Consider the following 12,585-nt stretch of genomic DNA (forward strand, 5'->3'; position numbering starts at 1 on the left):
GGCTGCAGCCCCTGCCGACAAGCCGCCTGCGGGCGGCTTTTTGCTGCCTGTTGCTGTTACCGGCGCTGACAAGGCTGCGAGGCCTCCGGGCAACATGTAGCCAAAAAGTAAGTAACGGGAGTGGGGGTTTTTACCAAGCGGGTGCATAATCGCCCCCGCCCTTCCCCCACCATGAATCGCCTCGCGTCCATCCTGCCGCCCGCTCAAGTGCTTGTGAGCGTTGACGCTACCAGCAAGAAACGTGCTTTCGAAGAAGCCGGCTTGCTGTTCGAGAGCCTTCACGGCCTCGGCCGCGCGCTCATCACCGACAGCCTGTTCGCACGCGAGCGCCTCGGCTCCACCGGGCTCGGGCACGGGGTGGCCATTCCGCACGGCCGCATCAAGGGCCTCAAGGCCCCCATGGCCGCGGTCTTCCAGCTGGCCAACCCGATCGGCTTCGACGCGCCGGACGAGCAGCCCGTCGGGCTCCTGATCTTCCTGCTGGTGCCCGAGGCGGCCACCCAGAAGCACCTTGAGATCCTCTCCGAGATCGCCGAGCTGCTGAGCGACGCCAACCTGCGCGAGCAGATCAAGTCGAGCACCGACGCGGCCGAACTGCACGGACTCATTGCCGGCTGGCAGTCGACGCAAGTCGCCTGAAGTGCCCGCCCAGAGGCTCCCGCGGCCCTGCCGGGCCGGTTCCGCGGTATTCTGGCCGGCCTCCAACTAGGCGCGCAGCGCCATTTCCCTACGCATGAAGCCGACCGTCATCAGTGCCGACGCCATGTTCGAGGAATTCCGCGGGTCGCTCCGCTGGGAATGGCTCGCCGGGCTTGGGGCGTCAGAGCGCCAGTTCGACCCTGAAGTCATCAGCCGGGCCCAGTCGGCGGCCGATCTGGTCGGTTACCTCAATTACATCCATCCGTACCGCGTGCAGATCCTGGGCGCGCGCGAAGTGGCCTACCTGACGCGCGGCAGCCAGGAAGACTGCGCCCGGCGCATCGCCCGCATCGTCACGCTGGAGCCACCCATGCTGGTGCTGGCCGACGGCCAGGCCGCGCCGGACGAGCTGCTATCGATTTGCGAGCGCGCCCAGCTGCCGCTGTTCGCCACGCGCGAGTCGTCGGCCTTCGTGATCGACCTGCTGCGGGCCTACCTGTCCAAGCATTTCGCGGAACGCACCTCGATGCACGGGGTGTTCATGGACATCCTGGGCATGGGGGTCATGATCACCGGCGAATCGGGGCTCGGAAAGAGCGAGCTCGGGCTGGAGCTGATCTCGCGCGGCAACGGCCTGGTGGCCGACGACGCGGTCGACCTGTTCCGCATCAACCAGAACACCATCGAGGGCCGCTGCCCCGACCTGCTGCTCAACCTGCTGGAGGTGCGCGGCATCGGCCTTCTGGACATCCGCGCGATCTTCGGCGAGACGGCGGTGCGGCGGAAGATGCGGCTCAAGCTCATCGTGCACCTGGTGCGGCGCGACAGCTTCGAGCGCGACTACGAGCGCATGCCCTCGGCGCCGCTCACGCAGGATGTGCTGGGCATTCCGGTGCGCAAGGTCATCATCCAGGTGGTGGCCGGGCGCAACATCGCCGTGCTGGTCGAAGCCGCCGTGCGCAACTCGATCCTGCAGCTGCGCGGCATCGACACCTATGCCGATTTCGTGGCGCGCCACCACAAGGCGATGGAAAGCGGGCGCGACGGGGACTGACCGGCTATCTTTTGTTTACGCAGTCGCCGCACAGGCCGTAGAGCGACATCGCGTGGTCCTGCAGGATCCAGCCCTTGTCCTTGGAGATCATCTGCTGGCGGCGCTCGATTTCGGCGTCGTAGAACTCCTCGACCTTGCCGCACGAGGTGCAGATCAGGTGGTCGTGGTGCGTGCCTTCGTTCAGCTCGTAGACCGCCTTGCCGCTTTCGAAATGGCTGCGCTCGAGGATGCCGGCCTGCTCGAACTGCGTCAGCACGCGGTAGACGGTGGCCAGGCCGATGTCGGAGTGCTCGTTCAGGAGCACGCGGAAAACATCCTCGGCCGTCATGTGGCGCTGGCTGCCGGTCTGGAAGATCTCGAGGATCTTCAGGCGTGGCAGAGTGGCCTTGAGGCCGGTGTTCTTGAGTTCGTCGATATTGGCCATGATGGTTCCTGCGCCCTGGGCTGCAGACAGGCCCCAAAAAGGGCCAGCCGCTACAATGGCCGATCATATCGCTACCCCCCTTTTTCCTCCCATGCCTGCCATTCTCCAACGCCGTCCCTGGCTGCTGGCCGCGGCCGTCGCCGCGACCTTCTGCCTCGGTGCCTGCAGCGGCTTCAGCGATCGCACGCGTGGTGCGCTGACGGCCATCACGCCCTACAAGGTCGAAGTGGTCCAGGGCAATTTCGTGTCGAAGGAACAGGTCGAGGCGCTCAAGCCCGGCATGTCGCGCCAGCAGGTGCGCGAAATCCTCGGCACCTCGCTTCTGACCGACGTCTTCCACAAGGACCGCTGGGACTACGTCTTCACGATCAGGCGCCAGGGCGTCGATCCCCAGGAACGCCGCCTGACTGTCTTCTTCAACGGCGAACTGCTCGACCGCTTCGAGGGCGACCCGATGCCCAGCGAGGAAGAATTCGTCGCCACGCTGGACACCCGCAAGAAGAGCGGCAAGGTGCCGCCGCTCGAGGCGTCGGAAGAAGAGCTCAAGAAATTCGCCCCCAAGGACGACGGCAAGAAGGCCGATGCCACCGCCACGGCCACCAGCCTGCCCCCGCTTCCCGCCGCATACCCCCCGCTCGAAGCCGCGCGCTGAGCACGCGCCAAACCCAGGGCGAGGGCGGGCGCACCCGCCGGGTCGGGCGGGCGTGCCGGTTTCCATGCCAATTTCGAAGGCTGAATCCGCGTGACTGAATCCATTTCCACTTCTTCGTCCCTTTCCGGGTCTTCCACGCCGCCGCTGCGGCGCATCGCGATTGCGGGCGCCTCGGGCCGCATGGGCCGCATGCTGGTCGAGGCGGTGCGCGAGGCGCCCGATTGCCGGCTGGCCGGCGCGCTCGACATGGCGGGCAGCAACGCCATCGGCGCCGATGCGGCTGCGTTCCTCGGCTTCACGAGCGGCGTGCCGATCGTGGCCGACCTGCGCACCGGCCTCAAGGACGCGCAGGTGCTCATCGACTTCACCCGCCCCGAAGGCACGCTCGCGCACCTGGCAGCCTGCCGTGAGCTCGGCGTGCAGGCCGTGATCGGCACCACCGGCTTCAGCGATGCGCAGAAGGCCGAGATCGCCGAGATCGCCAAGGACATCGCGATCATGGTTTCGCCCAACATGAGCGTGGGCGTCAACGTCACCTTCAAGCTGCTCGAAATGGCGGCCAAGGCGCTTTCGACGGGCTACGACATCGAGATCATCGAGGCGCACCACCGCCACAAGGTCGATGCGCCCTCGGGCACCGCGCTCAAGATGGGCGAAGTGATCGCCGGCGCGCTGGGCCGCGACCTGAAGGACTGCGCCGTGTACGCGCGCGAAGGCATCACCGGCGAGCGCGACCCGTCCACCATCGGCTTCTCCGCGATCCGCGGCGGCGACATCGTGGGCGACCACACCGTGCTGTTCGCGGGCACCGGCGAGCGCATCGAGATCACCCACAAGTCCGCGAGCCGCGTCACCTACGCGCAGGGCGCGCTGCGCGCCGTGCGCTTCCTGGCCGGCCAGAAGGCGGGCCTGTTCGACATGTTCGACGTGCTGGGCTTGCGCTGAAAGAACGATGAGCGTCCTCGAACTGCTGACCCAGGGCGACGGCGTGAGCCGCGCGGTGGCGGCGCTGCTGCTTGCGATGTCGATCGCCAGCTGGGTGGTGATTCTGTGGAAAGCCTGGCTGCTGCGCGGCGGCACGCGCGACGTGCTGCGCAGCATTGCGGCATTCTGGCAGTCGGCCACGCTCGCCGATGCGCAGCAGCGCCTGCAGGCCTTCGACCGCGCCATGCTGGTGGGGCCGGCCGTGAGCGCCATCAGGAATGCGGCAGCGACGGATGCAGGCGACGCCACGCTCGGCGCCACCACCGGCGACCGCAACCAGCGGCTCACGCGGGCGCTGCGCGGCGCACTGCATGGTGCGCTGCGGCGCCTGCAGTCCGGCCAGATCCTGCTGGCCACCGTCGGCGCCACGGCGCCCTTCGTGGGCCTGCTCGGCACGGTGTGGGGCATCTACGGCGCGCTGTCGGGCATTGCGGGCCAGACCGGCGGCTTCACCATCGACAAGGTGGCCGGCCCGGTGGGCGAGGCGCTGGTGATGACGGCCTTCGGCCTGGCCGTGGCCATTCCGGCCGTGCTGGCCTACAACGTGTTCGGCCGCGTCATCGGCCGCATCGAAGCCGAGCTCGAGGGCTTTGCGCACGACCTGCTCGGGAGCTTCGGCAGCCCGCCGCCACCGGCCGCGCCGCCGCCCGCGCGGCCCATGCCGGTGTCGGCCTAGCCGAACGGAGCGCACGAGCCATGGTCTTCGGTCGCACCTCCCTGGGCAGCAGTGCCGCCGGCGGCGGGCGCGCGACCGGGGCGGGCGGCCAGCGGCCGCTGTCCGACATCAACGTCACGCCGCTGGTCGACGTGATGCTGGTGCTGCTGGTGATCTTCATCATCACCGCGCCGCTGATGGCGAGCTCGATCAAGCTCGACCTGCCGCAGACCGATGCCGGCCAGCCCAACGACACGCCCAAGTTCGTGAGCGTGTCGGTCGATGCCGCGGGCAAGACCTTCTTCAACGACCAGGCCGTGACCGACGAGGAACTGGCCGCCCGGCTGCAGAAGGCCGCCGCCGACAGCAAGGACACCGAGGTGCAGCTGCGCGCCGACCAGACGGTGCCCTACGGCAAGCTGGTGGCGCTGATGGGCATTGCGAACAAGGCGGGCCTGAACCGCATCGGCTTCGTGACCGAGGCCAAGGCGGCGCCCGAAACGCCGCGCTGATCCTGTCTTGCTCCTTCCCCTTCCGGGGGAAGGCTGGGATGGGGGCTGGCCCCGCATCCGATGACGCGAAGGCATCGAGGCCGACGTGCCCCCACCCCGGCCCTCCCCCGGCAGGGGAGGGAGAAAGTCGAAGGCTCAGGCCAGCACCACGGGCTTGGTGTGCCAGATCTCGTGCGCGTACTGCGCAATCGTGCGGTCGGACGAGAACGCGCCCATGCCCGCCACGTTGAGGATGGCCATGTGCGTCCAGGCGTCCGGGTCGCGGTAGAGCGCATCGACCTCGGCCTGCTTCGCGACGTAGCTCGCGTAGTCGGCCAGCAGCAGGTAGTGGTCGCCCCAGTTCACGAGTGCGTCGTAGATGCCCTGGTAGCGCGAGGGCTCGCCGGCCGAGAAGGCGCCGTCGCGGATCGCATCGAGCACGCGCTTGAGCTCGGCGTTCTCTTCGTAGATGTCGCGCGGCTGGTAGCCGTGGGCGCGGATGTCGGCCACCTCTGGCGTGGTGTTGCCGAAGATGAAGATGTTCTCCGCGCCCACGTTGTCGCGCATCTCCACGTTGGCGCCGTCGAGCGTGCCGATGGTGAGCGCGCCGTTGAGCGCGAACTTCATGTTGCCGGTGCCCGAGGCCTCGGTGCCCGCGGTGGAGATCTGCTCCGACAAATCGGCCGCGGGCATGATCACCTCGGCCAGGCTCACGCTGTAGTTGGGCAGGAACACCACCTTCAGCAGCTTGCCGACACGGCTGTCGTTGTTGATGGTGTGGGCCACGTCGTTGATCAGCCGGATCACGAGCTTGGCCATCTGGTAGGCCGAGGCCGCCTTGCCCGCGAACACCACCACGCGCGGCACGATGTCGACCGGCGCGCCCGCGGCCTGCGCATCGAGGATGCGGTGGTAGCGCGTGACCACGTGCAGCACGTTGAGCAGCTGCCGCTTGTATTCGTGGATGCGCTTGACCTGCACGTCGAACATCGCGTCGGTGTCGAGCACCAGGCCCATGTGCTGCTCGACCCAGTTGGCCAGGCGCAGCTTGTTCTCGCGCTTGGCATGGCGGAAGGCCCGTGCGAAGGGCGGCTGGGCCGCCATCGGCCGCAGCGCCTCGAGCTGCGAGAGGTCGCGCCGCCAGCCCTTGCCCAGGCGCTGGTCGAGCAGGCTCGCGAGCGGCGGGTTGGCCTGCGCGAGCCAGCGCCGCGGCGTGACGCCGTTGGTCTTGTTGTTGAAGCGCTCGGGGAAGATCTTCGCGAAGTCCGCGAAGATCGATTGCTTCATGAGCTCCGAATGCAGGCCCGACACGCCGTTGATCGAATGGCTCGCGAGCACCGCCACGTAGGCCATGCGCACGCGGCGCTCGCCCGCTTCGTCCACCAGCGAGAGCCGGCGCAGCAGCTCGACGTCGTTGCCGGCCTTCTGCGTCACGGCGGCGAGGAACTTCGCGTTCATGTCGTAGATGATCTGCAGGTGCCGCGGCAGGATGCGCCCGAGCATCTCGACCGGCCAGGTCTCCAGCGCCTCGTGCATCAGCGTGTGGTTGGTGTAGCTGAACACCTTCTGCGTGTGGGCCCAGGCCGCGTCCCATGCCAGGCCGTGCTCGTCGAGCAGGAGGCGCATGAGCTCGGGCACCGCGAGCACCGGGTGCGTGTCGTTCAGGTGGATGCTGACCTTGTCGGCCAGCTGGTCGAAGCTCTTGTGGTTGCGCAGGTAGCGCCGCAGCAGGTCCTGCACGCTCGCGCTGCAGAAGAAATATTCCTGGTGCAGCCGCAGCTCGCGGCCCGAGGGCGTGGAGTCGTCGGGGTAGAGCACGCGCGAGACGTTCTCGGAGTGGTTCTTGCTCTCCACCGCCGCCATGTAGTTGCCGCGGTTGAAGGCCGAGAGATCGATCTCCTCGGTGGCGCGCGCCGACCACAGGCGCAGCGTGTTGGTGGCCTGCGTGCCGTAGCCCGGGATGATGGTGTCGTAGGCCACGGCCAGCACGTCGTGCGTGTCGACCCAGTCGGCCGCGCCGTAGGGCGCGTTGGTGCCCTCGCGCTTCTGCACGCGGCCGCCGAAGCGCACGCGGTAGTTCACCTCGGGCCGCTGGAACTCCCAGGGGTTGCCGCGCGTGAGCCAGTAGTCGGGCGTCTCGACCTGCTGGCCGTCGACGATGCGCTGGCGGAACATGCCGTATTCGTAGCGGATGCCGTAGCCCATACCCGGCACGCCGAGCGTGGCCATCGAATCGAGAAAGCAGGCCGCGAGCCGGCCGAGGCCGCCGTTGCCCAGCGCCGCGTCGGGCTCGCGCTCGGCCAGTGCCGCCATGTCGACGCCGAAGTCGGCCAGCGCTTCGCGCACCGTGTCGTAGAGGTCGACCGCCAGCAGCGCATTGGTGAAGGTGCGCCCGATCAGGAACTCCATCGAGAGGTAGTAGACGCGCTTGAGGTCCTGCGCATAGTTGGCGCGCGTGGTCGCCATCCAGCGCTCGACCAGCTGGTCGCGCACGGCCAGCGCGGTGGCGTGCAGCCAGTCGTCCTGGCTGGCTGCGACGGGGTCCTTGCCGACCGCATAGATCAGCTTGTTGGCGACGGCGCGCTTGAACGCGGCCACGTCGCGGTCGGGATGGTCGTAGGCGAAGTCTTTGAGGGTCATGGGCTTCGGTGAAGAGTGGTGGGGTGGTGCGCCGTGGCGCTTGGTTCAGGTGCCGGCGGACTCGAGCGCCTGCCGGTAGACCTCGATGTACTGGCCGGCGGCGCTGGCCCAGTCGGCCGGGCGCCGCATGGCATTGCCGCGCACGCGGCGCCAGTCGGGCGCACGCTGGTAGAGCGCGAAGGCGCGCCGCAATGCGCGATCGTAGTCGGCGGCGTCGAAGCGGTCGAAGACGAAGCCGGTGGCATGGCCGCTGGCCATGTCTTCGAGCGTGCAGTCGACCACCGTGTCGGCCAGGCCGCCGACGCGGCGCACCAGCGGCAGGCTGCCGTACTTGAGGCCGTACATCTGCGTGAGGCCGCAGGGCTCGAAGAGCGACGGCACCAGCGTCACGTCGCCGCCGCCGAAGAGCTGGTGCGCGAGCGTTTCGTTGTAGCCGATGGTGACGCTGACCGCGCGCGGCGCGGCCGCCGCGCGCTCGCGGAAGGCTTGCTCGAGCCCGGCCTCGCCGCTGCCGAGCAGCGCGAGCTGCCCGCCTTCGGCCAGCAGGGTGTCGAGGCCGCCAAGCACGAGGTGCAGGCCCTTCTGCTCGGTGAGCCGGCTCACCAGGATGAAGAGCGGCGCATCGGGGCGCTCGGCCAGGCCGAGCTGGTGCTGCAGCACGGCCTTGCAGCGCGCCTTGCCCGCCATGTGGCGGCCTTCGGGCGTGTGGTAGCCCTGCACCAGCGCGCTGTCGGTGGCCGGATTCCAGACCTCGTCGTCGACCGCGTTGAGGATGCCCGTGAGCACGCCGCCGCGCAGGCGCAGCAGGCCGTCCAGGCCGAAGCCCTGCTCGGGCGTCTGGATCTCGCGGGCGTAGGTCGGGCTCACGGTGGTCAGGCGGTCGGCAAAGTAGAGGCCGCCCTTCATGAACGACACCTGCCCGTGGTATTCGAGCCCGTTCATGTGGAACGCCGGCGCGGGCAGGCCGAGATCGGCAAAGTTCCATGGTGCCGAGATGCCCTGGTAGGCCAGGTTGTGCACCGTGAACACGCTGCCAGTGCGGGTGGCGCCGGCCTCGCGCGCGAAGTGCAGGTAGGCCGGCGCCAGCCCCGCATGCCAGTCGTGCGCATGCACGACCTCGGGCTGCCAGGCGGGATCGAGCCCTTGCGCCAGCTGCGCCGCGGCCCAGCCCAGCAGCGCGAAGCGCCGGTGGTTGTCGCCGTAGGGCTGGCGCGTGGCGTCTTCATACGGGTTGCCGGGCCGGTCGTAGAGCGCCGGCGCGTCGATCACGTAGGCGGTGATCGGCGTCGCCGCGCCGTCGATCGCGATGCGGCCCGCGCGCAGGCTGAAGCGTTCCGGACCCCAGGGCGCCGTGAATTCGGCCACGGGCGCCAGCTCGCGCACGCCGGCCAGGATGGCCGGGAAGCCGGGCAGCAGCACGCGCGCGTCCTGTCCGGCGGCCATGAGCGCGAGTGGCAGCGCGCCGGCCACGTCGGCGAGGCCACCGGTCTTGAGCAGGGGGAAGAGTTCGGCGCTGACCTGGAGGATTCGCATCGGGGAAGGGTGCGGCCTCAGGCAGCCAGCAGGCGCTTGAGCATTTCGCGGGTGACCAGCACCACGCCGTTGTCGGTGCGCTCGAAGCGCGCGGCATCGGCGTCGGCGTCTTCGCCGATCACCATCTCGTCCGGAATGACGCAGCCGCGGTCGACCACCACGCGGTTGAGCCGGGCGCCGCGGCCCACCTCGACGTCGGGCAGCAGCACGGCCTCGTTGATGTCGCAGAACGAATGGATGCGCACGCCCGAGAACAGCACCGAGCTGCTGACCTTGGAGCCCGAGACGATGCAGCCGCCCGAGACGATGGTGTTGACCGTCATGCCGTGCTTGCCCTCGCGGTCGAGCACGAACTTGGCCGGCGGCAGCTGCCGCTGGTAGGTCCAGATGGGCCAGTCTGTGTCATAGATGTCGAGTTCGGGCGTGATGGAGGCCAGGTCGAGGTTGGCTGCCCAGAATGCATCAATCGTGCCCACGTCGCGCCAGTAGGCCTTGGCGTCGGGCCCGCGCGAGGCGCGCGTGACGCAGGACATGCCGAACGGATGCGCCAGCGCGCGGCCCTGCGCCACGGCGCGCGGGATGATGTCCTTGCCGAAATCGTGGCTCGAATCGGGGTTGGCGGCGTCTTCCTCGAGCAGCTGGTAGAGGTACTCGGAATCGAACACGTAGATGCCCATGCTGGCCAGCGCCACGTCGGGATGGCCCGGCATGGCGGGCGGGTCGGCCGGCTTTTCGAGGAAGGCCGTGATCTGGCGGCCGTCGTCGATGGCCATCACGCCGAAGGCGGTGGCCTCCATGCGCGGCACCTCGATGCAGCCGACCGTGCAGCCCAGGCCGCGCTCGGCATGGTCCTTGACCATGATCGAGTAGTCCATTTTGTAGATATGGTCGCCGGCCAGCACCACCACGTAGTCGTGCTTGGTGGAGCGGGTCTGGATGATGTCCAGGTTCTGGTACACCGCGTCGGCCGTGCCGCGGTACCAGTGCTCGTCGCCCGTGCGCTGCTGCGCGGGCAGCACGTCGACCATCTCGTTGAGCTCGGCGCGCAGGAAGCTCCAGCCGCGCTGCAGGTGGCGCATCAGCGAATGCGACTTGTACTGCGTGACCACCGCCATGCGCCGGATGCCCGAGTTCAGGCAGTTCGACAGCGCGAAGTCGATGATGCGGAACTTGCCGCCGAAGTACACCGCCGGCTTGGCGCGCCGGTCGGTCAGCTGCTTGAGGCGCGAGCCCCGGCCGCCGGCCAGCACCAGCGCGATGGTGCGGCGGACCAGTTGATGCGCCTGCAGGGGGGCCTGCGGCGTGCTGTTGCTGCTGATGCTGTGGTTGTCCATCCTGTGTCTCCGTTCGTTTGGCGGTTTGTCGTCTTGTCTTCTTCGTCTTCAGCGCTTCTGCAGCCAGCCTAGCACCGTGCGGCGCGGCTGGCTGCTACGTTCTTGCAATCCGGAGGCTCGAACGCGGTACCTCCACCGTGCCGGCATGCGGCTGTGGCTGCGCGGCGCCGGCCTCGGGCGCCGGATCGTCGGTTGCGAGCCGCCACTGCCACGAACCCGCCGGCAGCCTGAACGGCACGGCCGCCGGCCCCGCATTCACCAGCACCAGCCAGTCGCCCGCATCCGCGGCCGCCGCTTCGAAAAGGATTGCAAGCGCCGTGCCGCCGTGCCAGTCGGCCTCGCGCATCGGCTGGCCGTCGGGCCGCAGCCAGCGGATGCCCCGCGCGCCCTCTGCCGGCTCGGCCGGCCACCAGCGCGTGCTGCGCAGCACGGGGGCTTCGCGGCGCAGGGCAACGAGCCGGGCGACGAAGGCGCTCAGCCGCGCTGCTTCGCTGGCGGGATCGTGGGCGCCGATCCAGGCGAGCCAGGTGGTTTCATTGTCCTGGCAGTAGGCGTTGTTGTTGCCTTGCTGGCTGTGGCCGAGCTCGTCGCCGGCCAGCAGCATCGGCGTGCCCTGCGACAGCAGCAGCGCGGCGAGCAGCGCGCGCTGCAGGCGGCCGCGCTCGGCCTGCACGGCCGGGTCGTCGCTCGAGCCCTCGACGCCGCAGTTGTTGCTCAGGTTGTGCGCATGGCCGTCGCGGTTGTTCTCGCCGTTGGCGAGGTTGTGCCGCTCTTCGTAGCAGAGCAGGTCGCGCAGCGTGAAGCCGTCGTGCGCGGTGATGAAGTTGACGCTCGCGGTGGGCGCGCGGCCATGGTGGGCGAACTGCGCGCTCGAGGCGGTGAAGCGGTGCGCGAAGTCCCCGAGGCCGGCGGCGCCCTCGCGCCCCTGCCGCAGCCAGAAGCCGCGCTGCGTATCGCGGTAGCGGTCGTTCCATTCGAGCCAGCCCGGCGGGAATTCGCCCAGGCGGTAGCCGCCCGGCCCGATGTCCCAGGGCTCCGCGATCAGCAGCGTGCGCGAGAGCACCGGGTCTTGCGCGATGGCCGCGAAGAAGGGCGCGCGCGGGTCGAAATGGCCATCGGCGCCGCGCCCCAGCACGGGCGCGAGGTCGAAGCGGAAGCCGTCGACACCGAGCGCGCAGGTCCAGTGGCGCAGGCTGTCCATCACGAGCTGCAGCACGCGCGGCTCGGCCAGGTTGAGGCAGTTGCCGGTGCCGGCCCAGTTGGTGTAGAGCGCGCGGTCATCGGCGCGCAGGTGGTAGTAGAGCGCGTTGTCGATGCCGCGCATCGACAGCGTGGGACCGAGCTCGTCGCTCTCGGCGCTGTGGTTGTAGACCACGTCGATCACCAGCTCCATGCCGCGCGCATGCACCGCGTCGGTCAGGGCGCGGAATTCGCTGGCCGGCGTGGTGCCGGCGCGGCCGCTCCAGTAGCGCGCCTCGGGCGCGAACCAGCCGATGGGGTTGTAGCCCCAGTAGTTGCTGAGGCCCATGGCGAGCAGCCGCTGTTCGTCGGCGCGGTGCTGCACCGGCATCAGGCTCAGCGTGGTGACGCCCAGGGCCTGCAGGTGGTCGAGCACCACGGGCTCGGCCAGGCCCGCATAGGTGCCGCGCAAGGCCGCGGGCACGCCCGGGTGCAGCCGGGTCTGTCCGCGCACATGCAGTTCGTAGAGCACGCGCTCGCCGGCCGGGATGCGGGCGTGGCCCGGTGCGGCCGAAGCCTCGGCGGCGGCCGCCACGCGCGCCTTGAGCGCCACGGCGCCGTTGTCGCGTGTGTTGCGCTGGTGCGGATTCGCGGGATCGTGTCCGAGGAACAGGTCGCTGCCGTCGTATTTGCCGATGATCTCGCGCGCATACGGATCGAGCAGCAGCTTCGCGGGATTGAAACGCTTTCCCTCGTGCGGCGCCCACGGGCCGTGCACGCGAAAGCCGTAGACCAGCCCGGCGCGACCGCTCGGCAGCAGCCCGTGCCAGACGCCGTCGGTGAAGGCCGGCAGCCGGATGCGCTGCTGCTCGTGCTGGCCCGTGCCGTCGAAAAGGCAGAGCTCGACGGCTTCGGCGCTGGGCGCCGCGAGCGCGAAGTTCACGCCGGTCGGCGAGAGCGTCGCGCCAAGGGGGAAGGGGGAGCCCGGGCTCAGCATCGC

General features: G+C 69.2%; 11 protein-coding genes. 6 read left to right on the top strand and 5 right to left on the bottom strand.

Annotated elements, in window-relative coordinates; translation table 11 throughout:
* The first annotated feature begins 171 nt into the window (after positions 1 to 171).
* Together AC1DMS_RS21385 and hprK are read left to right on the top strand one after the other, a co-directional pair.
* Positions 172 to 639, top strand: a complete 468-nt coding sequence (locus tag AC1DMS_RS21385; protein ID WP_012745567.1) for a PTS sugar transporter subunit IIA — start codon at positions 172 to 174, stop codon at positions 637 to 639.
* Between the two features lie 94 nt (positions 640 to 733).
* The gene (gene hprK / locus AC1DMS_RS21390; protein WP_012745568.1) at positions 734 to 1,693 is read left to right on the top strand and encodes an HPr(Ser) kinase/phosphatase; all 960 of its coding nucleotides are present in this window, start codon (positions 734 to 736) and stop codon (positions 1,691 to 1,693) included.
* Positions 1,694 to 1,697: 4 nt separating this feature from the next.
* Here hprK and fur read toward each other — a convergent pair whose 3' ends face one another.
* Positions 1,698 to 2,117, bottom strand: a complete 420-nt coding sequence (gene fur, locus AC1DMS_RS21395) for a ferric iron uptake transcriptional regulator (protein WP_012745569.1) — start codon at positions 2,115 to 2,117, stop codon at positions 1,698 to 1,700.
* A gap of 91 nt (positions 2,118 to 2,208) precedes the next feature.
* Here fur and AC1DMS_RS21400 point away from each other — a divergent pair, with 91 nt between their 5' ends.
* The 4 genes from AC1DMS_RS21400 to AC1DMS_RS21415 all read left to right on the top strand — a co-directional run bounded on the left by AC1DMS_RS21400 (position 2,209) and on the right by AC1DMS_RS21415 (position 4,920).
* Positions 2,209 to 2,769, top strand: coding sequence for an outer membrane protein assembly factor BamE (locus AC1DMS_RS21400; RefSeq protein ID WP_012745570.1), 561 nt, complete (start codon positions 2,209 to 2,211; stop codon positions 2,767 to 2,769).
* Between the two features lie 144 nt (positions 2,770 to 2,913).
* Positions 2,914 to 3,714: a 4-hydroxy-tetrahydrodipicolinate reductase gene (dapB, locus tag AC1DMS_RS21405; protein WP_259347626.1), complete on the top strand. Its 801-nt coding sequence runs from the start codon at positions 2,914 to 2,916 to the stop codon at positions 3,712 to 3,714.
* Positions 3,715 to 3,721: 7 nt separating this feature from the next.
* Positions 3,722 to 4,429 (top strand): MotA/TolQ/ExbB proton channel family protein, encoded by a 708-nt coding sequence (locus AC1DMS_RS21410; protein ID WP_478181776.1) that lies wholly within the window; start codon positions 3,722 to 3,724, stop codon positions 4,427 to 4,429.
* 20 nt (positions 4,430 to 4,449) lie between these two features.
* Positions 4,450 to 4,920: an ExbD/TolR family protein gene (locus tag AC1DMS_RS21415; protein ID WP_478181777.1), complete on the top strand. Its 471-nt coding sequence runs from the start codon at positions 4,450 to 4,452 to the stop codon at positions 4,918 to 4,920.
* Between the two features lie 135 nt (positions 4,921 to 5,055).
* Here AC1DMS_RS21415 and AC1DMS_RS21420 read toward each other — a convergent pair whose 3' ends face one another.
* From AC1DMS_RS21420 to glgX, 4 genes are all read right to left on the bottom strand, one after another.
* Positions 5,056 to 7,539 (bottom strand): glycogen/starch/alpha-glucan phosphorylase, encoded by a 2,484-nt coding sequence (locus AC1DMS_RS21420; RefSeq protein WP_478181778.1) that lies wholly within the window; start codon positions 7,537 to 7,539, stop codon positions 5,056 to 5,058.
* A 45-nt stretch (positions 7,540 to 7,584) separates the two neighbouring features.
* Positions 7,585 to 9,072 carry a glycogen synthase GlgA gene (gene glgA, locus AC1DMS_RS21425; RefSeq protein ID WP_478181779.1) on the bottom strand — a complete coding sequence of 496 codons (1,488 nt, stop codon included), beginning with the start codon at positions 9,070 to 9,072 and terminating at the stop codon, positions 7,585 to 7,587.
* A 17-nt stretch (positions 9,073 to 9,089) separates the two neighbouring features.
* Complete coding sequence (glgC, locus tag AC1DMS_RS21430) at positions 9,090 to 10,406, bottom strand: glucose-1-phosphate adenylyltransferase (protein ID WP_012745576.1); 1,317 nt, start codon at positions 10,404 to 10,406, stop codon at positions 9,090 to 9,092.
* Between the two features lie 94 nt (positions 10,407 to 10,500).
* A complete protein-coding gene (gene glgX / locus AC1DMS_RS21435; protein ID WP_478181780.1) occupies positions 10,501 to 12,582 on the bottom strand; it encodes a glycogen debranching protein GlgX in 2,082 nt (693 codons plus the stop codon).
* Positions 12,583 to 12,585: the final 3 nt, after the last annotated feature.

It is taken from the genome of Variovorax sp. 05T418, from assembly GCF_056396385.1.

Excerpts from the sequence above, each read along its gene's own strand:
- glgA (WP_478181779.1), bottom strand. The coding sequence starts at position 9,072 with ATGCGAATCCTCCAGGTCAGCGCCGAACTCTTCCCCCTGCTCAAGACC.
- AC1DMS_RS21400 (WP_012745570.1), top strand. The coding sequence starts at position 2,209 with ATGCCTGCCATTCTCCAACGCCGTCCCTGGCTGCTGGCCGCGGCCGTC.
- AC1DMS_RS21420 (WP_478181778.1), bottom strand. The coding sequence starts at position 7,539 with ATGACCCTCAAAGACTTCGCCTACGACCATCCCGACCGCGACGTGGCC.
- AC1DMS_RS21415 (WP_478181777.1), top strand. The coding sequence starts at position 4,450 with ATGGTCTTCGGTCGCACCTCCCTGGGCAGCAGTGCCGCCGGCGGCGGG.
- AC1DMS_RS21410 (WP_478181776.1), top strand. The coding sequence starts at position 3,722 with ATGAGCGTCCTCGAACTGCTGACCCAGGGCGACGGCGTGAGCCGCGCG.
- glgC (WP_012745576.1), bottom strand. The coding sequence starts at position 10,406 with ATGGACAACCACAGCATCAGCAGCAACAGCACGCCGCAGGCCCCCCTG.
- AC1DMS_RS21385 (WP_012745567.1), top strand. The coding sequence starts at position 172 with ATGAATCGCCTCGCGTCCATCCTGCCGCCCGCTCAAGTGCTTGTGAGC.
- hprK (WP_012745568.1), top strand. The coding sequence starts at position 734 with ATGAAGCCGACCGTCATCAGTGCCGACGCCATGTTCGAGGAATTCCGC.
- fur (WP_012745569.1), bottom strand. The coding sequence starts at position 2,117 with ATGGCCAATATCGACGAACTCAAGAACACCGGCCTCAAGGCCACTCTG.
- glgX (WP_478181780.1), bottom strand. The coding sequence starts at position 12,582 with ATGCTGAGCCCGGGCTCCCCCTTCCCCCTTGGCGCGACGCTCTCGCCG.